A 19,954-nucleotide genomic window follows, 5' to 3' on the forward strand; every position below is an offset into this window, starting at 1 on the left:
ACAGATCACCGCGCGACGGAATTCCGCTCAGGCCGGCGACGAATCCGGCGCCTCGCGCGGGCTGGCGATACGCGCATTGAACGTAGAATGCCCGCGGCACTTTCACCCGTGCGCGCAGGCGTCCATGCGCCATGTCTTCCATGCACTCCCCGAACAGGCACCCCAGCCCCTCGCCCGCCGCCGTCCGCGACGCCCGCATTGCCGCGGGCCTCACGCAGACCGAGGCCGCGCAGACGGTTCAGGCCTCGCTGCGCGGATGGCAGCAGTGGGAGGCCGGCGACCGTTCGATGGCGCCGGGCCTCTTCGAGCTGTTCATGCTCAAGACCAGGCAGTGGCCGCTGGAGCTGGAGGGCGCCCGTCGTGCCGGATAAGGAGCGGCGGGCCGCACGGAAAATGCCGAGGAATGTCCCCCACCTGCCCCGCACGCCGGCGGCACGGATCGCAAGCAACTGATTGAAATGACCAAGACAGACCTCTCTGGGCACACGCCGATGATGGCCCAGTACCTGGGCCTGAAAGCCGACCATCCGGACACCCTGCTGTTCTACCGGATGGGTGATTTCTACGAACTCTTCTGGGCCGACGCCGAGAAGGCCGCGCGCCTGCTCGACATCACGCTCACCCAGCGCGGCCAGTCGGCCGGCCAGCCGGTGGTGATGTGCGGCGTGCCCTTCCATTCGGTCGACACCTATCTGGCGCGGCTCATCAAGCTGGGCGAATCGGTCGCCATCTGCGAGCAGGTGGGCGAAGTGGGCGCCGCCAAGGGCCCGGTCGAGCGCAAGGTGGTGCGCGTGGTCACGCCCGGCACGCTGACCGACACCGAGCTTCTCAACGACAAGGCCGATTCGCTGCTGCTCTCGGTGCACGCCGGCACGCGCAACGTCTGCGGCCTCGCGTGGCTCAGCGTGACCGGCGCCGAGCTGCGGCTGGCCGAGTGCCCGGCCGACGCGCTCGAAGCCTGGATCGCGCGCATCGGCCCCAGCGAACTGCTCTACAGCGCCGAAGTCACGCCCGCCTTCGAGCAGCGCCTGAAGGCCGCGCGCGCCGCCACGCCCTTCACGCTCTCGCTGCGCCCGGCCTGGCAGTTCGACGGCGGCCTGGGCGAGCGCAAGCTGGCCGAGCAGATGGGCAGCAACAGCCTTGCGGCCTGGAATGCCGAATCGCTCGCCAACGCGCATGCCGCGGCGGCTGCGCTGCTGGGCTACGCCGAACACACCCAGGGCCGAGCGCTCTCGCATGTGCAGCGGCTGTCGGTGGAGCGCGACGGCGACCTGATCGAGCTGCCGCCCACCACGCGGCGCAACCTCGAACTGGTGCAGACGCTGCGCGGCGAAGACTCGCCCACCATGTTCTCGCTGCTCGACACCTGCATGACCGGCATGGGCAGCCGCCTGCTCAAGCGCTGGCTGCTCTCGCCCCGGCGCGACCGCTCCGAGGCGCAGGGCCGGCTCGAAGCCATCGGCGCGCTGCAGGCCACTGTGCTCAGCGCAACCGTGGCGCCCTGGCGATCGCTGCGCGAGCAGCTCAAGAACACCAGCGACGTGGAACGCATCGCCGCGCGCATCGCGCTTCGCCAGGTGCGCCCGCGCGAACTGCTGGCGCTGCAGCTGGCGCTGTCGAAGGCGCAGCAGCTGGCACCGATGCTGCCCGGCTCTTCCGCGCTGCTCGGCCAGATCGCCGAGCGGCTCGCCCCGCCGCCGGGCTGCGCCGCCCTGCTGACCAGCGCCATCAAGCCCGATCCGTCCGCGCTGGTGCGCGACGGCGGCGTGATCGCCACCGGCCACGACGCCGAGCTCGACGAGCTGCGCGCCATCAGCGAGAACTGCGACGACTTCCTGCTCAAGCTCGAGATCAGCGAGCGCGAGCGCACCGGCATCAGCAACCTGCGGGTGCAGTTCAACCGCGTGCACGGCTTCTACATCGAGGTGACGCAGAGCGCCCTCTCCAAGGTGCCCGACAACTACCGCCGCCGCCAGACGCTGAAGAACGCCGAGCGCTTCATTACGCCCGAGCTGAAGGCTTTCGAGGACAAGGCCCTGAGCGCGCAAGACCGCGCGCTGGCCCGCGAGAAGTGGCTCTACGAGCAGTTGCTCGACGCGCTGCAGCCCTCGGTGCCCGCGCTCACGCAGCTCGCCGGCGGTATCGCCACGCTCGACGCGCTGTGCGCGCTGGCCGAGCGCTCGCACACGCTGCACTGGCGCGCGCCCAGCTTCGTGTCGCACCCCTGCATCGAGATCCAGCAGGGCCGCCACCCGGTGGTGGAGGCACGGCTGGCCGAAAATCGTCGGGCGGCTTCATCGCCAACGACACGCAGCTCGGGCCGCAGCAGCGCATGCAGGTCATCACCGGCCCCAACATGGGCGGTAAGTCGACCTACATGCGGCAGGTGGCCATCATCGTGCTGCTGGCCTCCATCGGCTCGCATGTGCCGGCGGCCGCCTGCCGGCTCGGGCCCATCGACGCCATCCACACCCGCATCGGCGCGGCGGACGACCTGGCCAACGCGCAGTCGACCTTCATGCTCGAAATGACGGAAGCGGCGCAGATCCTGCACAGCGCCACGGCGCAGTCGCTGGTGCTCATGGACGAGATCGGCCGCGGCACCAGCACCTTCGACGGGCTGGCGCTGGCCGCCGGCATCGCGGCCCAGCTGCACGACCGCAGCAAGGCCTTCACGCTGTTCGCCACGCACTATTTCGAGCTGACCGAGTTCCCGGCCACGCACCACGGCGCGGTGAACATGCACGTGAGCGCCACCGAGGCGGGCCGCGACATCGTGTTCCTGCACGAAATGCAGCCCGGCCCGGCCAGCAAGAGCTACGGCATCCAGGTGGCCCGGCTCGCGGGCATGCCCGCGGCGGTGGTCAACCATGCACGGCAGGCGCTGGAGGCACTTGAATCGCAGCATGCGCAAACTCGTGCACAGGTCGACCTGTTCGCTCCGCCCCCCGTGGCCGAAACACCCATGGCCAGCGCCGTAGAATCCGCGCTGGCCGCGCTCGACCCCGACACGATGAGCCCGCGCGAGGCCCTCGATGCCTTGTATGCCCTTCAGAAACTGAACAAACGTGAACTCGGCGCCGCATGACCCGGCACAGTTCATGCCAGATGAACCTGAACCCATGACTTACTGCGTAGGCATCAAACTCAACGCCGGCCTGGTGTTTCTCTCCGACTCGCGTACCAACGCGGGCGTGGACCACATCAGCACTTTCCGCAAGATGATCGTCTACGAGCAGCCGGGCGACCGCGTCATGGTGCTGCTGTCGTCGGGCAACCTGAGCATCTCGCAGTCGGTGCGCGAAATCCTCCAGATCGAGGAGCTGCGCGAAACCCGCGAGGACGGCACCCAGGGCGAGCCCATCACCATCTGGAACGCGAAGAGCATGTTCGACGCCGCCCGCGTGCTGGGCTCGGCGGTGCGCCATGTGTACGACCGCGACGCCGAGGCGCTGAAGCACGCGGGGCTGGACTTCAACGTGTCCTTCATCTTCGGCGGGCAGGTCAAGGGCGAAGGCATGCGCCTCTTCCTGGTCTACGCGGCCGGCAACTTCATCGAAGCCACCACCGAGACGCCCTACTTCCAGGTCGGTGAGTCGAAATACGGCAAGCCCGTGCTCGACCGCGTGCTCACGCCCGAGACCCCGCTGGACGAGGCCGCCAAGTGCGCGCTGGTGTCGATGGACTCGACCATGAAGTCGAACCTCTCGGTCGGCCTGCCGCTCGACCTGGTGGTGTACGAGGCCAACAAGCTCGAAACCGACCGCGTGATCTGCATCGACGCCGACAACCCCTACTACCGCATGGTGCACAACAGCTGGGGCCAGAAGCTGCGCGAGGTGTTCGACAGCATCGAGGACCCGGTGTGGGACGACGGCCATACCGAACATCCGCTGAAGATGCCGGCAGCGCGCCACAGCCCGCTGCGCAAGATCTCGACCCCCGACGAAAAGCTCATCTAGGGAAGCCGTGCCACCCGTCGTCTTCTCGCACGGCAACAGCTTTCCCGCGAGCACCTACCGCGTCGTCCTCGACAGCCTGCGCAACCGCGGCTTCGAGGTCGATGCCATCGAGAAATTCGGGCACGACCCGAAGTACCCCGTTACCGACAACTGGCCGCACCTGGTGCAGCAGCTGGCCGACTTCGCCAAGGCGCGCGCCGACCGCGCGGGCGCCCCGGTGTTCCTGATCGGCCATTCGCTCGGCGGATTCCTGAGCCTGATGTGCGCCGCGCAGCACCCAGAGCTGGCGCGCGGCGTGGTGCTGATCGACTCGCCCATCCTCGGCGGCTGGCGCGCGAACACGCTCAACGTGGTCAAGCGCACGCCGCTCATGAAGAGCGTGTCGCCCGGCGCCATCAGCCGCAAGCGCAAGAACAGCTGGGAGCACCGCGAGGCGGTGTTCGAGCACTTCCGCGCCAAGAAGGCCTTCGCGAAGTGGGACGAGCAGGTGCTGCACGACTACATCGACCACGGCACCTTCGACGCGCAGGACGCCCGCGCCCTGAGCTTCGACCGCGACGTCGAGACCGCCATCTACAACACCCTGCCCCACAACCTCGGCGCGCTGCTGCGCGCGCACCCGCTCAAGTGCAAGGCCGCTTTCATCGGCGGGCGCCAGTCGGCCGAGATGAAGCGCGTGGGCATGGCGATGACCCAGAAGGTCACCCGGGGCCGCATCGCCATGATGGACGGCACGCACCTCTTCCCGATGGAAAAGCCGCTGGCCACCGCAGCGGCCATCGAGGCCGCGCTGCGCAACCTGCTCTGACGGGAAAGCAGCCGGTCACCCCCGGGTGACGTGCACTCCCGGCCGGCGCCCCGCATTCCACTTGCCGCCCAGCGCCCGCTCGACCTGGGCGGCCAGCTGCAGCAGCAGCCCGTCGTTCGCCTGCGCCGCCTGCGCCTGGATGCCCAGCGGCAGGCCGTTCTCCTGCTCGGCCATCGGCAGCGAGATGCCCGGCATGCCGCACAGGTTGGCCAGCGGCGTGTACGCGAAGTTCTGCCAGAGGTTGGCGAACCAGTCGTATACCGAGGGGTTCGCGCTGGTCGTGAGGTACTCGCTGGTGCCCACCTTGGGCGTGGGCAGCGCGGTGACGGGCGTGAGGATGATGTCCCAGCGCTGGAAGAAGTCGCCGAAGGCGCGCGAGGTGGTGTTGAACACCGCCTGCATCTTCGCGCGCTCGGTGTACGAGGTGTGCAGTCCCGCTTCCCAGATCTTGATGTTGATCGGCTCCAGCAACTCGGCCGGCGGGCGCTCCAGCCCCAGCCGGTGCAGGTGGCCGTCGATGACCTGCGCGAAGTTGCTGATGTAGCAGGTGGTCTGGGCGTCGAAGGCGGCCTTGAAGTCGACCTCGGGCAGCACCCATTCGACGTGATGGCCCAGCCCTTCGAGAAACTTGCCGACGCGCTCCAGCTCGGCCACGAAATGCGGCGTTGCACGGAAGTCGCCCCACTCGTGCGACAGCGCGATGCGCAGGCGGCCCGGGTCGCGCCGGATGAGTTCGCTGTACGGCTCGGCCGGCGACCAGAAGGGCATGAACTCGCCGGGCGCGCCGCCGCGGCAGTGGTCGACCAAGGCGGCCGTGTCGCGCACGGTGCGGCTGTGGCAGCCCTGGATCGACACCAGCCCCGAAAGATCGGACAGCCCCGGCGCCAGCGAGAACACGCCGCGCGACACCTTCAGCCCGATGTTGCCGTTCACGCCCGCCGGAATGCGGATCGAGCCGCCGCCGTCGGTGGCATGCGACAGCGGCAGTACGCCCGCGGCCACGATCGCCGCCGTGCCGGCCGACGAGCCGCAGGTGGTGTATTCGAGGTCCCAGGGATTGCGCGTGACGTGGAAGGCGTTCTCCGCCGAGCTGCACACGCCGAACTCCGGCGTGGTGCTGCGGCCCACGATGTTCAGCCCCGCCTTGCGCAGCTGCTGTGTGAGAAAGCTGTCGGCCGCCGGGCGGTGGCCCTGCATCATCATCGAGCCGAACTCCTGCAGCCGGCCCTTCAGCGTGGGGCCCAGGTCCTTCATCAGGTAGGGCAGGCCCGCGAACACGCCCTCGGGATTCATGCCGTCCTTCAGCGGATCGGCGACCACGTCGTCGAAGACTTCGACGACCGCGTCGAGCTGCGGATCGAGCCTCTCGATGCCAGCAGCCGCCTGCGCGGCCAGCTCCGCCGCACTCACGTCGCCCTTGCGCACCCGTTCGGCCAGTGCGATTCCGTCGTGATCGGCCCATTCGCTCCAGCTCATTGCCAGCGTCATTCGCATTGCTCCGTTTCTTGTTCGTTGAGGAAAGTGCGTCCGATTTTGCCGAGCGTGTCGGCGCGACGCATACTGATGCGTCCTTGGGTGAGCATGAACGAAGGACAAACGAGCAAGCGCGCCGATGACCGACGACGACACCGCCTGGATCGCCACCACGCTGGCCGCCTCGCGCCCGCGCGCGGTGGCCGCGCTGCTGCGCTACTTCCGCGAGCTCGACATGGCCGAGGAAGCCTTCCAGGAAGCCAGCCTGCGCGCCCTGCGGCACTGGCCCGCGAGCGGCCCGCCGCGCGACCCGCTGGCCTGGCTGATCTTCGTGGGGCGCAACGCGGCGCTCGACGAGGTGCGCCGGCGCGGCCAGCACGAGCCGCTGCCCGAGGACGACGCGCTCGTTTCCGACCTCGACGACACCGAGGCCGCCCTGGTCGAGCAGCTCGACCAGGCGCACTACCGCGACGACGTGCTGCGCCTGCTCTTCGTCTGCTGCCACCCCGATCTGCCACTGACGCAGCAGATCGCGCTGGCGCTGCGCATCGTCTCGGGCCTGTCGGTGCGGGAGATCGCACGCGCCTTCCTGGTCGGCGAGGCCGCGATGGAGCAGCGCATCACCCGCGCCAAGAAGCGCGTGGCCTCGGCCGGCATTCCCTTCGACACGCCCGGCCGGCGCGAGCGCGACGAGCGGCTGGCGTCCGTGTGCACCACCGTCTACCTGCTCTTCAACGAAGGCTATTCAGCCAGCGGCGGCGAGGAGCACGTGCGCGCCGCGCTCTGCGAGGAGGCGATACGCCTCGCACGGCTGCTGCTCGAACTGTTCCCCGGCGAGCCCGAGCTGATGGGCCTGGCCGCCCTGCTCCTGCTGCAACATGCGCGCGCCGATGCCCGGCTCGACGAGGGCGGCATGGTCGTCCTGCTCGAAGACCAGGACCGCTCCCGCTGGAACCGCGCGCTCATCGCCCAGGGGCTGGCGCTGGTCGAAGGCGCGCTGCGGCAGCGCAGGCCCGGCCCCTGCCAGCTGCAGGCCGCCATCGCCGCCACCCACGCGCAGGCCGCGCGGGCCGAAGAAACGGACTGGGCCGAGATCGACCGCCTCTACGCCGCGCTCGAAACCCTGCAGCCCTCGCCGGTGGTCACGCTGAACCGCGCGGTGGCGGTGCACAAGCTGCACGGGCCGCAGGTCGCGCTGGCGCTGACCGAACCGCTGGCCGGCGCGCTCGACGGCTACTTCCACTTCCACGGCCTGCAGGGCGCGCTGCTGATGCAGCTGGAGCGCGCCGGCGAAGCCCGCGCCGCCTTCGCACGCGCCCTCGGCATGGCGCGCACGGCTGCGGAGGCCGCGCACATCCGCACGATGCTCGACCGCCTGGGCTCGCCCGGCTGACTCCATCCATCCCACCCGCCACGAACCACGGAAAGAAAAGGAAGACCATGCTCTATTCCATCCTCATCTACGGCTGCGAATCCGCGGTGGCCGCATGGGAGCCCGGCGTCGAAGAGGAAATGCTCGAACGCCACACCGACCTGCGCGAAGACCTGCAGTCGCAGGGCCGGCTGGGCACCGTGCTGCGGCTGATGCCGAACGTGGCGACCACGGTGCGCCGCGCGGGCGACATGCACCCTCTGGTCACCGACGGCCCCTTCGCCGAGACGAAGGAACAACTCATGGGCATCTACATCGTGGAGTGCGAGTCGGTCGAGGATGCCACCCACGCCGCGCACCGGCTGGCCTTCGAGGGCGGGGTGTTCGAGATCAGGCCGATCACCTGGTACGACCCGGGGGTGATCGCGGCGCGCATTCCGCAGGTCTGAGAAAAAATTCTGTCGGCGATGTCGGATCGGGCCGCCGGCCCGCGTCCTTGGTTGGAACGCCCGCATGTCGCGGGCGGCAATCCGAGGAGAAACGATGTCGCAGACGTTCAGCAACAAGTGCGTGGTGGTTCACGGTGGCAGCGGTGCCATCGGCGGCGCGCTGGCCCGCGCCTTCGCGCGTGAAGGCGCCAGGGTGTTCATCACGGGGCGAAACCGGGCCAGGCTCGATGCGGCGGTGCGGGCCATCGAGGCCGAGGGCGGGCGCGCCGAGGCCGACGTGGTCGATGCGCTCGACGAGCAGGCCATGATCCGCCACGCCGCCGAGGTGGCCGAAAGCGCAGGCGGCATCGACATCGCGCTCAACGCCATCGGCGTGATGCACGTGCAGGGCACGCCCCTGTCGGCGCTGGCGCTGGAAGACTTCTTCCTGCCCGTGCAGGTCTACACCCGCGGCTGCTTTCTCACGGCCAAGGCCGTGGCACCGCACATGGCGAAGCGCGGCGGGGGCGTGGTTCTTTCGGTGTCCACGCCGGCCTCGCGCCTGCCGGGGCCGGGCTACCTGGGCCACGCGGTGGCCTGCGCGGGCGTGGAGGCGCTCTCGCGCCACATGGCGGGCGAGCTGGCGGCCTTCAACATCCGCACCTTGTGCATCCGCTCGCACGCCATTCCCGAGGCGGTGACGGCTGGCTCGCACGCCCGCGAGGTGTTCCGCCCGGCCGCGCAGAGCATGGGGCTCACGGTCGAGCAGATGCTCGCGGCCAAGCCGCCCGGCCTGCTGGTGGAGCGCCTGCCCTCGCTCGACCAGATGGCGGCGGCCGCGCTGTTCGCGGCCTCCGAAGGCGCGGGCGCGATGACGGGCGCGGTGCTGAACCTGAGTGGGGGTGTCACGCTGGACTAAGGCGAGGCCTGGGCCGGCTCCCTAGAATCGCCCGGGTCATTCCCGAACCTCGCCGATTCCGCATGCAGCCCGAATTCCCGTCAGCGCCCGCGCTGGCCGACGCACTGATCGTCGATCCGTTCTATCTGGCGATCTCCGTCGATTTCGAGCACGACATGCCGGCGCGCAAGGCCGTGCTCGCCGACTACTTCGCCTACTCGCTGGGCGAGGCCGCGCGCACCGGTCGCTTTCTTGCCGCTGAAGACGCACGGCTCGGCGCGGCCGCCTGGCTGCTGCCGCGCACGGAGGCCGTTGACGCCACCGAGTCGGCGGCGAAGAGCGACTACCTCGCCGGCGCGCTGGGCCCGCGAGGCCATGACAACTACCGCCGCATCGTCGATTTCATGGCCGCCCGCTCGCCGGCCGTGGTGCCCGCGCATGCCTGGTACCTGTCGATCCTCGGCATCTCGCCCGATGCGCAGGGGCGCGGGCTGGGCGCGCAACTGCTGGCGCCCACGCTGGCCGAGGCCGACGCGGCCGGCGTGCCCTGCTTCCTGGAAACCTTCACGCCGCGCAGCGTGGCCTTCTACGAGCGGCTGGGCTTCCGTGGCGAGGCGGAACACCTGGAGCCGGTCACGAGCTCGACCTACCTGATCATGTGCCGGCCTTCGCGGCAATAGTTGGCAACAACCCCGGAAAATAGGTAAATACGCCGCGCCAGCCTGGCCGAAGAATCCGCCGCATGTCCCCCCTCCCGACCGAAGACGCCGAACCCGTTTCGCTGAGCCCCACGCTGATCGTCGAGGACGACCCGGCCATGCAGGAGCGCCTGCGCTATGTGCTCTCCACCCTCGGCTGCGACGAGAACCGCATATCGGTGACCGACAGCGTCGCCGGCGCCCGGAAGCTGCTGGACGAACAGGGCTACGGCGTGGTGCTGGTGGACATCGGCCTGCCCGACGGCAGCGGCGTGGAACTCATCGGCTGGCTGCAGGCGCACCATCCGGGCGTTCCGGCGGTGGTGATCTCGGCCTGGCGCACGGAGGAAATCATCTTCGCGGCCCTGCGCGCGGGCGCCATCGGCTACCTGCTGAAGGAGCGCGACGACATCGAGCTGGGCATTGCGCTGCGCAGCATCGAACAGGGCGGCGCGCCCATCGACCCGAGCATCGCGCGCCACATCCTCGCCTGGCTGGCGACGCACCAGCCGCCGCCGGCTGAAACGGCGGTGCAGGCCTCCGGGGAAGCACCGGCCGCGCTCACGCGCCGGGAACGCAAGATACTGGAGCTCGTCTCGCAAGGCCTGAGCAACCGCGACATGGCCGAATCGCTCTCGATCTCCAGACTGACCGTGGAATGCCACACCAAGAACATCTACCGCAAGCTTGCCGTGAGTTCGCGCACCGAGGCCGTCTTCGAGGCGCGAAGGCATGGCTTGCTGCGCTGACGGGCGCGCTGCTTTTTCTGCTCTTTGCAGTCGGCCCGGCCTTCGCCGCTGAAGAGTCCGCCGCTCCCGCGCTGCGCGTGGAGGCCGTGCGCGGCACCGGCTGGAGCGACACAGCCCCGCCCGCCGAGGGCTGGATGCCCGTCACCCTGCCCGACAGCTGGGCCGCGCGCTGGCCCGGCTTCGACGGCGTGGTCTGGTATCGCCTCACTTGGGAGCAGCCCGAACAGCTGCGCGAAGCGGGCCTGCTGCTGCACTACCTGAACATGGCCGGCGAGGTGTCACTCAACGGCACGACGATCTCGCGCGACCAGAGCCTGGTCGAGCCGCTCACCCGCGCCTGGAACACGCCGCGCTACTGGCTGCTGGCGCCGCCGCTGCTGAAACCCGGCAGCACCAACACGCTGCTGGTGCGCGTGTCGGGCCTCTTCGCCTACCAGGCAGGGCTGGGGCCGGTGAGCCTGGGCACGCCGGCCGCGATGCAGGCCGAGTTCGACAGCGAACGCCTGGTGCGTCGCGACCTGCAGGTGCTGGGCCTCGCGGTGAGCGCCGCCGTGTCGGCCTTCTTCGCCGCGCTGTGGCTGCTGCGGCGCAAGGAAAGTGCCTACGGCTGGTTCGCCCTGATGAACATGCTGTGGCTGCTGTTCGGCTACAACCAGATCGCCACCAGCCCCTGGCCCTTTGCGAGCAACCACGCATGGCAGGCGCTGAACATCTCGGTGCTGCTGGTCTTCAGCGTGTCCTACCTCGTCTTCGCGCTGCGTTTCTGCGCGCGGCGCATGCCCTGGCTGGAGGGCGCGGCCTTGGTGATCGCGGTCGCCGGCGTGCTCGACCTGTGGCTGGCGCCCGTTTCCGATCTGATCGCGCATCGCGCCATCTGGATGTCGATCGGGACGCTCATGAGCATCGCCGTGAACTGCGCCTCGATCGTTCACGCCGCGCGCCATCGCGACAGCCCCATGCGCTCGCTGACGCCCTTCATGGCGGTATCGGCGGCCGCGGCCACGCACGACCTGCTGGCGTTCACCCAGTTGATCGACGCCACCATCTACTACACGGCCATCTCGTCCTACGGGCTGCTGCTCGGCATGGCGCTGACGCTGGCCGCGCGCTTCGTGAGCAGCCTCAAGCGCATCGAGAACTTCAACACCGAGCTGATCGAGGAAGTGAACGCAGCCAAGGCTGAACTGGCCGCCACGCTGGCGCAGCAGCATGCGCTGGAGCTGGCCCATGCGCGCATCGGCGAGCGCGTGAACCTGGTGAGCGACCTTCACGACGGGCTGGGCGGCATGCTGGTGGGCAGCATCGCGACACTGGAGCGCAAGCCCGGAAACCTCGGCGCGCCCGAGCTGCTGGCGATGCTCAAGCGCCTGCGCGACGACCTGCGCCTGATCATCGACGCCACCGGCCGCGACGACGGTGCCCGCGCCCTGGGCGAGTTGCTGGCGCCGATGCGCCACCGCAGCGCTCAGTTGCTGGACGCCAACGGCATCGACTGCCGCTGGCAGGTGTCGGGCATCGACACGCTGGAGCTGCCGCCCTCGCAGAGCCTGGACCTGATGCGCTTCCTGCAGGAGGCGCTGACCAACGTGCTCAAGCACAGCGCGAGCCGCCGGGTGGACGTGACGGTGGCGCGCGATGGCGCCGATCTGCGGCTCAGCGTGCGCGACGACGGGCGCGGCTTCGAGGTCGAGGGCCAGACGGCCGGCGCGGGCCTGCGCAACCTGCGCACGCGGGCGCGCCGGCTGGGCGCGGAGCTGCTGTTGCAGTCGCGCCCGGGCGAAACGCAAGTCGCGCTGCGAATGCCGCTGGCAGTCTGATCAGAGCTCCAGCACCAGCCGCCCTTCGCAGGCGCGCGAGCAGCAGGCCATCATCTTGGTGTTGGCGTCGCGCTCCACCCGCGTGAGCACCACGTCACGGTGATCGACCTTGCCGGAGAGCACGCGCACCTCGCAGGAGCCGCACAGGCCTTCCTCGCAATCGCTCTGCACGTCGACGTTCGCGGCGCGCAGCGCGGTCAGCAGAGTCTGGTCGGGCGGCACCGTGAGGACGAGGCCGGAATCCTTCAGCTCCACCTCGAAGGCATGTTCCTTCGACGGATCGAGCGTGGCCAGCGTGGATTCGAAATGCTCCACGCGCAGCGCTCCCTCGGGCCAGGCGGCGCAGCAGTCTTCCAGCGCGTCGAGCATGCGCAGCGGGCCGCAGGCATACACCTGGGCGCCGGGCACCGGCTGCGCGAGCAGCGCCTGCAGGTCGTTGCGCCGGCCCTCACCGGCAATGTGCAGGCGCAGCCGCTCGCCATGCAGCGCGGCCAACTCGTCGACGAAGGCCATGCTGCTGCGGCTGCGGCCGCTGTAGTGCAGCTCGTAGTCCATGCCCAGCGCCTTCGCGCGCCGCGCCATCGCGCTCACCGGCGTGATGCCGATGCCGCCGGCGATGAAGATCGCCTTCTTCAGCGACTCGTCGAGCCTGAAGTGGTTGCGCGGGCCGCGAATGCGCAGCCGGTCGCCCGCCTTCACGCTGCCATGCACCCAGGCCGAGCCGCCGCGCCCATCGGGCTCGTGCAGCACGGCGATCTCGAAGGCGCCCGCGTCGTCCGGGTCGCCGCACAGCGAGTACTGGCGCGACAGCTCGGGCGTGCCGCATTCCACGTCGATGTGCGAGCCGGCCGTCCAGCGCGGCAGCGGCTTGCCGTCGGGCGACACCAGGCGCAGCCTGACGATGCCGTCGGCCACGGGAGTCACGGCCTGCACCACCACGGGCCGCGCGATGGCGTGCGCCGAAGGCTCGCCGATGCGCACCGGCACGCGCACGTCGCGCAGGCCAGGGTTCGCGCGCTCGGGGTTGGCGGCCGGGTCCCATTCCACCCACAGGTGCTCGGGGCCGCGGAAGGAGGTGTTCGGCACGTAGGTGAAGCGCTGTTCGGAAAGCCGCATGTGCGGCAGACGGCGCGTGAACTCCTCCAGGAAGATCTGCATCTCCATACGCGCCAGGTTCTTGCCCATGCACTGGTGCGAGCCGTAGCCGAAGGTGAGATGGTCGCTGGCGTTGTCGCGGCGGATGTCGAACAGGTCGGCATCTGAAAAATGCCCCTCGTCGTGGTTGGCCGAAGAGGTGACGATCAGCAGGCGCGAGCCCGCCGACAGGTCGACGCCGCCGACCTGCGTGTCTTTGGTGACCATGCGGCGCCACGCGGCCACCGAGCCGTTGTGGCGCAGGCACTCTTCCACCGCGTTGGGAATGAGCCCCGGGTCCTCGCACAACTCGCGCCACACCTGCGGGTGTTGAAGCAGCAGCTTCACCGCGTTGGCGGTGGCGTTGGCGGTGGTCTCGTGCGCGGCGACGATGCCGGCCATCATCATCGAGTGCAGGTACGAGTCGGTCACCACCTCGGGGTGCAGCATCTGCTTGCGGATGCCGTACTGCATCCATCCGGGCGCGTCCGGGTCCTGCCGCATCTTGGCCAGCACCTTGCCGGCGTACTGCCAGAAGTTGCCGACCGCGTGCGCCACGGCCACCTGCTCCTCGGGTTTCGGACGGCCCCAGGTGTTGACGGTGTGCGCGATGGAGTACTTGCGCAGCGTGTCCATGTCTTCCTCGGGCACGCCGAGGAAGTGCAGCGCTACCGTGAGCGGGATTTCCCACAGCATCTGGTCGACGAGGTCGGCGCGGCCGTCGTCGATGAAGCGGTCGACGTACTCGCGCGCCAGCTCGCGCACCATGGGCTCGTGGTGCTTCAGCGCCTCGGGCGTGAACGGGTCCATCAGCGCGCGGCGGCGCGGCATGTGGGCGGGCTCGTCCTCGTTCACCAGCGTGCGGTTGAGCGCGAAGCCGTAGGAAGCCAGCACCGCGTTGGCCTCCTCGCCGGTGGGCGTGATCTTCTCGAGCGCGATCGAGGGGCTGAAGGTGATGTTGTCGCGGAACACCGCCTTGATGTCCTCGTAGCGCGTGAGCACCCAGTAGCCCAGCTTGGGGCTGTAGAAGATGGGCTCCTGCTCGCGCGCCCAGCGCACGTACTCGGGCGGGTCCTGCTGGTAGCCGTCCTCGAAGGGGTCGAAGCCGGCGGCGCGCTGGCTCACCGGGCAGCCGGTGGGCGTGCGCTCGGAGGACAGCGCCCCATGCGCGACGGGGCAGCCGGAGGTGTGCGAGGACGTGACGGTATCTGGCATGGCGGGCAGCTTCAGTCGAGGGTGATCTTCAGGTCGCGGATGAGCTTGTGCCAGCGCACCGTCTCGTTCTTCAGCAGCTCGGCGTACTGCGCGGGCGTGTTGCCCACCGGCTCCACGCCGAAGTCGACCATGCGCGTGCGCACCGAGGGCTCGTTGATGGCGGCGACCAGCTGGCGGTTGAGCGTGTTCACCACGTCGGCCGGCGTGGCCGAGGGCACCACCACGCCGACCAGCGCGGCGGCCTCGACGTTCTTGTAGCCCAGCTCGGCGAAGGTGGGCACGTCGGGCAGCTGCGGCAGGCGCGTGGGGTTGGCCACCGCCAGCGCGCGCACCTTGCCGCCCTTGATGAAGCCGGAGCCCGCGGCCAGGTCGACCATCATGGCCGGCAGCTGCCCGCCGACCACGTCGGCCAGCGCGGGCGCCGCGCCGCGATACGGCACGTGCACCATGAAGAGCTTGGCTTCCACCTTCAGCAGCTCCATGGCCAGGTGGTGCGGGCTGCCCGCGCCGGCCGAGGCGTAGTTGATGCCGCCCGGCTTGGCCCGGGCCTGGGCGATGAAGTCCTTGGCCGAACTGAAGCCCGAGTTCGCGCCGACGACCAGGATCATCGGGAACTTGCCCATCAGCGTGACGGGCGCCAGGTCTTTCGTGGGGCTGTAGCTCAGCGACTTGTAGAGCGCGGGGTTGAACACCAGCGTGCCGTTGTCGGCCGAGAGGATGGTGTAGCCGTCGGCCGCCGCGCGCGCGATTTCGGAAGCAGCCAGCGCGGTGTTGCCACCCGGCTTGTTGTCCACCAGCACCGGCTGCGCGACCTGGGTGGACAGCGTCTGCGCCACCGTGCGCGCAAGGAAGTCGGAACCGCCGCCGGCCGCGTAGGGAACGATCCAGCGGATCGGCTTGGCGGGATAGGTCTGCTGTGCGCCGGCACCGGCGGCGACGGCGGCCAGCGAAAGGACCGCGAGGCAGCGGGCGATGTGCTTCTTCATGAGGGAGTCTCCGTGAGGAATTTTGTGTATTGCGTAATTATCATACGCATAGCGTAATTCACGGATCGCGGGTTTACCCGATCCCATCGCGCGAGCACCTAACATCCAGCCGTCATGACGCAGTCCACGGAATCCGAGCCCTCCTCGCCCCCCACCCGCGAACGCCGCCAGCGCGTGCAGTCCGCCGAGACCGGCATGTCCGTGCTCAAGGGGCTGGCGCACCTGGGCGGGCGCAGCAGCCTGACCGCGCTGTCGGCGCACGTCGCCGAGAGCCCCGCCAAGGTGCACCGCTATCTCGCGAGCCTGATGGAAGCGGGCCTGGTGCTGCAGGACGCCGCCTCGCAGCACTACTACCTGGGCACCGAAGCCATCCAGATCGGGCTGGCCGCCATGCGCCAGGCCGATCCGATCCGAGCGGCCGAGCCCTGCCTGATCCGCCTGCGCGAATCGCTGGAGGTGACCTGCTTCGTGGCGGTGATGGGAAACAAGGGCCCGACCATCGTGCGCTTCGAGGAGCCGGGACTGCCTGTGACGGTGAATGTGCGCGCCGGCTCGGTGATGTCGATGCTGTGGTCGGCCACCGGCCGGGCCTTCCTGGGGCTGCTCGACGAGTCGCGCGTGCTGGCGCTGGCCGAGCAGGAGCTGGCCGATGCCACGCCAGAGATGCGCGCCCTGCTCGACGCGAAAGACCCGATCGGCCAGCTGCGCCACGAGGTGCGGCAGGCGCGCTGCGCGAGCGTCAGGGACACCTACCTGCGCGGCATCAGCGCCGTGGCGGCACCGGTGTACGACTATGCGGGAAGGGTCTGCGCCGTGATCACCGCGCTGGGCGCCACGGGCGGGTTCGACCCGTCGATCGACGGACCCATCGCCGCGGCTGTGCGGCAGGAAGCCGGGGCCGCGAGCGCCCTGCTGGGCGCCGCGGCCTGAGGAATCAAGTCCGGATCAGTCCGCCCAGACCACCGTGCCGGTCCACGCAGTGACCAGCACCAGGATGCCGAAGGCGATGCGATACCACGCGAACGGCGTGAAGCTGTGGCTGCTGATGTACTTCAGCAACCAGCGCACGCACAGCCAGGCGCTGATGAACGAGAACACCAGCCCCACCGCGAAGAGCGGCACGTCGGCCATCGACAGCGCCGCGCGCTCCTTGTAGACGCTGTAGAGACCGGCGCCGATCAGCGTCGGGATGGCGAGGAAGAACGAGAAGTCGGTCGCCGCCTGGCGCGACAGCCCCAGCAGCATGCCGCCGATGATGGTCGAGCCGCTGCGGCTGGTGCCCGGGATCATCGCGAAGCACTGCACCAGGCCGACCTTGAGCGCGTCCCACGGTGTCATGTCGTCGACATGCTCGACGCGGATCGATCCGGGCGGACGCTTCTCGGCCCAGAGGATGATGAAGCCGCCGATGATGAAGGTGCTGGCCACCACGGTCGGAATGAACAGGTGCGCCTTGATGACCTTGCCGAACAGCAGGCCCAGCACCACGGCGGGCAGGAAGCCGATGAAGATGTTCAGCGCCAGGCGCTGCGCCTTGGGTTGGCGCGGCAGCGCGACGACGGTCGACCTGATCTTCTGCCAGTAGACCAGGATCACCGCGAAGATCGCGCCGGTCTGGATGGCGATCTCGAAGACCTTGCCCCGGTTGTCGCCGAAGCCGCCGAGCAGCGAGCCCGCAAGGATCAGGTGGCCGGTCGAAGAGATGGGCAAAAACTCGGTGAGACCTTCGACGATGCCCATGACGGCGGCCTTGGCCAGCAAAACAATATCCACGCGGACTCCTTTCAAGTACGGCCATTATCACGAGGAGGCTGGTCAGCCCGGGCTCAGACTCCCCTGTTCCGGTGATGTTCAGGCAGGTCGCGTTGACACACAGTCGAGGGTGTGCAAAGGCATGTGTGATGCCGAAGGAGCCCTTGGTAATGCGAACGTTCACGCCCGGCGACAGACTCGAAGAACACGCGTCGACTTTCGATGACCACGGCGAAGACCGCCGCAAGAACGCCCAGGATCTCGAGCGCGAACAGCGCGCCTCGATGCGCCGGGTCACCGAGGCCACCGGCGCGTCGGCCCACGAGCTGCAGCAGCTGATGCAGCGGCTGCGCGACATCGACCTCTCGGGCTCCAGCGCGGGCATCGTCGCGCAGGGCCACATCGCGGCCGACCGCATGCAGTCGGGCATGGCGGCCCTCGACCTGGGCGACGGCAACGTGGCCGAGCAGCGCGGCGACGCGGTGCAGAGCATCGATTTCTGGCTGCTCGAGCCGCTGGACCCCGCGCACGACAAGAAGTGGTACGCGCGCTGGAAGTTCTGGAGCTTCATCCTCGGCGCGGCCGGCTCGGAAGCCGCGCTCACCCTGCAGGGGCTGGCGCTGCGCCCCACCGAGCCCGGCGACACGCACGCCGACCTGGTGGCCAAGGCGCGAAAGGTGCTCGAAAGCTGGCGCCGCACTTCCGAGCCGTTGTTCTGGGCCGCCGTCGAGTGCTACGTGCGGCAACAGTCGTTCTCGCTCGAAACACAGGCTTACCTGATGCACTGCATCGCCTCGGTGTTCACCGGCGATCCGATGAAGCTGTCGAACGAGCAGAGCGAGCAACTCGCGGCCGTGCTCGCAGACACCTACTGCGATGCGCTGGGCACCTCGGCGAGCATGCCCTCGGCCGACATCTACCGGCGCCTGTCGCAGGGCCTGGAAGCCACCGACCGCGAAACCGGCCTCACCCGCAACCTCGGGCGCAGCGACGCGGCGCAGATCGCGATGACGGCGCTGTTCTCGGTGATCGAGTTCTCGCGCCTACGCTGAAGAGCCCGCACCGGTGCGGCGGCGCAGCGCGCGCACCGCGCTGTCGACCGTGGTGAGCACCGGCAGCCCGCTGGCCGCCTCGCAGGCCGCGCGCGAGCGCGCCATGCTGAACTGCGCCAGCGCGATGCGCGTGCAGCCGCGCTCGCGCAGTGCGGCTGCCTGGGCGGCGATGAGCGCGTCGTGGCGTTGCACGTCGCCCGCGTTCAGCGCGTCGAGCGCGCCTTCGGCCAGCGCGGTTTCGAGCGCCATGCCCTGCGGGAACTCCGGCGGCATCGACGCCAGCGTGGGCGCGAAGGTGGCGATGAGGCCCAGCCTGCCCTCCCCTTGCATTGCCTCGTCGATCATGGCCTCGTTGGGCTTGAGCACCGGAATGCCCGCATGCCGCCGCGCCACCGCCTCGATGCATGACCCGAAGGCCGAGCAGGTGAAGAGGATGCCCTGCGCACCGGTGTCGACCGCGTACTGCGCGAGGCGCTGGAAGCGCTCGTACATGGCCGCGTCGAGCCCCTTGCCCTCGCGCGCCAGGTCGGCCGAGAGGCTGTCGTCGAGCAGGTTCATGCGCACGGCCTCGGGCCAGTCGCGCGCGAATGCTTCGTTGATGGGCGCGACGGAATGCGAGAGCGCGTGTATCAGGGCGATGCGTGGCATGGGGGTCATGGATTCGGCAAGGAGCGCTCAGATGCCCTTGGAGGAAGGATTGGCGAAAGCGTCCTTCGTCTCGGCATTCAGCGGGTAGTTGATGTTGATGCCCTTGGGCGGAATCGGCGACATGAACCACCTGGCATAGAGCTTCTCCATCTCGCCCGACTTCATCATGCCCGAGACCACGCGGTCGACCAGCGCCTTGAAGGCCGGATCGTCCTTGCGGAACATCAGCGACTGGTTCTCGGTGCGCAGGCTCTCGCCGGTGATGATGAAGTCCCTGGGGCTGCGCGCGTTCGCGATCTGGCCGGCCAGCAGGATGTCGTCGAGCACGAAGGCCTGGGCGCGGCCGCTTTCCACCAGCAGGAAGGAGTCGCTGTGGTCCTTGCCCGCGAGGTTGGTCACCTCCAGGCTGCGGCCCCGGTCGGCCTCGCGCAGCAGGCGGAACGAGGTGGTGCCGCTGGTGGTGGCCACCGTCTTGCCCTGCAGGTCGGCGATGCTCCTGATGCCCGAATCGGCCTTCACCAGCATGCGCACGTTGTAGCGGAAGATGTCCGGCGAGAAAGCCACCAGCTTCTGGCGCTCGACAAGGTTGGTGGTGGAGCCGCACTCGATGTCGACCGTGCCGTTCTGCACCAGCGGAATGCGGTTGGCCGAAGTGACGGCCTGGTACTTGATCTCGACAGCCGGCATCTTCAGCTCGCTCTTCACCGCCTCGACGATGCGGTTGCAGATCTCGATGCTGTAGCCCACGGGCTTGAGATTGCCGTCGAGGTAGGAGAAGCCGAAGGACGACTCCCGGTAGCCGAAAGTGATGGAGCCGCTGGCCTTGATCTTGGCGAGCGTGTCGTTCTCCTGCGCCTGCGCGGCGGCGAAGGGCATGAGCGCGGCCGCAAGCACGGCGGCGAAGGAAAACAGCGGACGAAGCCTGGGCATGGAACGCTCCTCGGAACGGTGGTTGGGGGGGA

17 protein-coding genes and 1 pseudogene are annotated in these 19,954 nt (G+C 69.1%); 12 read left to right on the forward strand and 6 right to left on the reverse strand.

The window, feature by feature from the left end; genetic code table 11:
- The first annotated feature begins 131 nt into the window (after positions 1-131).
- The 4 genes and pseudogenes from AC1VNX_RS21975 (at position 132) to AC1VNX_RS21990 (ending at position 4,770) form a co-directional block, all read left to right on the forward strand.
- Positions 132-371, forward strand: coding sequence for an XRE family transcriptional regulator (locus AC1VNX_RS21975; RefSeq protein ID WP_483159398.1), 240 nt, complete (start codon positions 132-134; stop codon positions 369-371).
- A gap of 87 nt (positions 372-458) precedes the next feature.
- Positions 459-3,088 (forward strand): annotated as a pseudogene (mutS, locus tag AC1VNX_RS21980) (DNA mismatch repair protein MutS).
- A gap of 34 nt (positions 3,089-3,122) precedes the next feature.
- A complete protein-coding gene (locus AC1VNX_RS21985; RefSeq protein WP_483159400.1) occupies positions 3,123-3,962 on the forward strand; it encodes a proteasome-type protease in 840 nt (279 codons plus the stop codon).
- 7 nt (positions 3,963-3,969) lie between these two features.
- Positions 3,970-4,770, forward strand: coding sequence for an alpha/beta hydrolase (locus AC1VNX_RS21990; RefSeq protein ID WP_483159402.1), 801 nt, complete (start codon positions 3,970-3,972; stop codon positions 4,768-4,770).
- Positions 4,771-4,785: 15 nt separating this feature from the next.
- On the opposite strand, the gene AC1VNX_RS21995 is transcribed toward AC1VNX_RS21990, so the two are convergent.
- A complete protein-coding gene (locus tag AC1VNX_RS21995) occupies positions 4,786-6,258 on the reverse strand; it encodes an amidase (protein ID WP_483159404.1) in 1,473 nt (490 codons plus the stop codon).
- A 124-nt stretch (positions 6,259-6,382) separates the two neighbouring features.
- Between AC1VNX_RS21995 and AC1VNX_RS22000 the strand changes: the two genes are divergently transcribed.
- The 6 genes from AC1VNX_RS22000 to AC1VNX_RS22025 all read left to right on the forward strand — a co-directional run bounded on the left by AC1VNX_RS22000 (position 6,383) and on the right by AC1VNX_RS22025 (position 12,205).
- Entirely contained in the window at positions 6,383-7,636 is a 1,254-nt protein-coding gene (locus AC1VNX_RS22000; protein WP_483159406.1) for an RNA polymerase sigma factor, read from the forward strand.
- 47 nt (positions 7,637-7,683) lie between these two features.
- Complete coding sequence (locus tag AC1VNX_RS22005; protein ID WP_483159408.1) at positions 7,684-8,064, forward strand: YciI family protein; 381 nt, start codon at positions 7,684-7,686, stop codon at positions 8,062-8,064.
- Positions 8,065-8,158: 94 nt separating this feature from the next.
- A complete protein-coding gene (locus tag AC1VNX_RS22010) occupies positions 8,159-8,962 on the forward strand; it encodes an SDR family NAD(P)-dependent oxidoreductase (protein ID WP_483159411.1) in 804 nt (267 codons plus the stop codon).
- Between the two features lie 62 nt (positions 8,963-9,024).
- The gene (locus tag AC1VNX_RS22015; protein WP_483159413.1) at positions 9,025-9,621 is read left to right on the forward strand and encodes a GNAT family N-acetyltransferase; all 597 of its coding nucleotides are present in this window, start codon (positions 9,025-9,027) and stop codon (positions 9,619-9,621) included.
- Positions 9,622-9,683: 62 nt separating this feature from the next.
- Positions 9,684-10,388 carry a response regulator gene (locus AC1VNX_RS22020; protein ID WP_483159415.1) on the forward strand — a complete coding sequence of 235 codons (705 nt, stop codon included), beginning with the start codon at positions 9,684-9,686 and terminating at the stop codon, positions 10,386-10,388.
- Positions 10,298-12,205, forward strand: coding sequence for a sensor histidine kinase (locus AC1VNX_RS22025; protein WP_483159417.1), 1,908 nt, complete (start codon positions 10,298-10,300; stop codon positions 12,203-12,205). Before AC1VNX_RS22020 ends, AC1VNX_RS22025 begins: the two co-directional genes overlap by 91 nt.
- Here the strand turns inward: AC1VNX_RS22025 and AC1VNX_RS22030 are convergent, their stop codons facing one another.
- Both AC1VNX_RS22030 and AC1VNX_RS22035 read right to left on the reverse strand, forming a co-directional pair.
- Positions 12,206-14,554, reverse strand: coding sequence for a cytochrome P450 (locus AC1VNX_RS22030; protein WP_483159420.1), 2,349 nt, complete (start codon positions 14,552-14,554; stop codon positions 12,206-12,208).
- An 11-nt stretch (positions 14,555-14,565) separates the two neighbouring features.
- Positions 14,566-15,540, reverse strand: a complete 975-nt coding sequence (locus tag AC1VNX_RS22035; RefSeq protein ID WP_483159422.1) for a Bug family tripartite tricarboxylate transporter substrate binding protein — start codon at positions 15,538-15,540, stop codon at positions 14,566-14,568.
- A 114-nt stretch (positions 15,541-15,654) separates the two neighbouring features.
- Here AC1VNX_RS22035 and AC1VNX_RS22040 point away from each other — a divergent pair, with 114 nt between their 5' ends.
- Positions 15,655-16,470 carry an IclR family transcriptional regulator gene (locus tag AC1VNX_RS22040; protein WP_483159425.1) on the forward strand — a complete coding sequence of 272 codons (816 nt, stop codon included), beginning with the start codon at positions 15,655-15,657 and terminating at the stop codon, positions 16,468-16,470.
- Positions 16,471-16,485: 15 nt separating this feature from the next.
- Here the strand turns inward: AC1VNX_RS22040 and AC1VNX_RS22045 are convergent, their stop codons facing one another.
- Positions 16,486-17,313, reverse strand: a complete 828-nt coding sequence (locus AC1VNX_RS22045; RefSeq protein WP_483159427.1) for an undecaprenyl-diphosphate phosphatase — start codon at positions 17,311-17,313, stop codon at positions 16,486-16,488.
- A gap of 149 nt (positions 17,314-17,462) precedes the next feature.
- Between AC1VNX_RS22045 and AC1VNX_RS22050 the strand changes: the two genes are divergently transcribed.
- Complete coding sequence (locus AC1VNX_RS22050) at positions 17,463-18,344, forward strand: hypothetical protein (protein WP_483159429.1); 882 nt, start codon at positions 17,463-17,465, stop codon at positions 18,342-18,344.
- On the opposite strand, the gene AC1VNX_RS22055 is transcribed toward AC1VNX_RS22050, so the two are convergent.
- Both AC1VNX_RS22055 and AC1VNX_RS22060 read right to left on the reverse strand, forming a co-directional pair.
- Positions 18,336-18,992, reverse strand: a complete 657-nt coding sequence (locus AC1VNX_RS22055; RefSeq protein WP_483159431.1) for an aspartate/glutamate racemase family protein — start codon at positions 18,990-18,992, stop codon at positions 18,336-18,338. The two genes, AC1VNX_RS22050 and AC1VNX_RS22055, sit on opposite strands and share 9 nt — an antisense overlap.
- Before the next feature lie 27 nt (positions 18,993-19,019).
- A complete protein-coding gene (locus AC1VNX_RS22060; protein ID WP_483159433.1) occupies positions 19,020-19,922 on the reverse strand; it encodes a transporter substrate-binding domain-containing protein in 903 nt (300 codons plus the stop codon).
- Between the last annotated feature and the right edge of the window lie 32 nt (positions 19,923-19,954).

The organism is Variovorax sp. TLI9-5A, assembly GCF_056867935.1.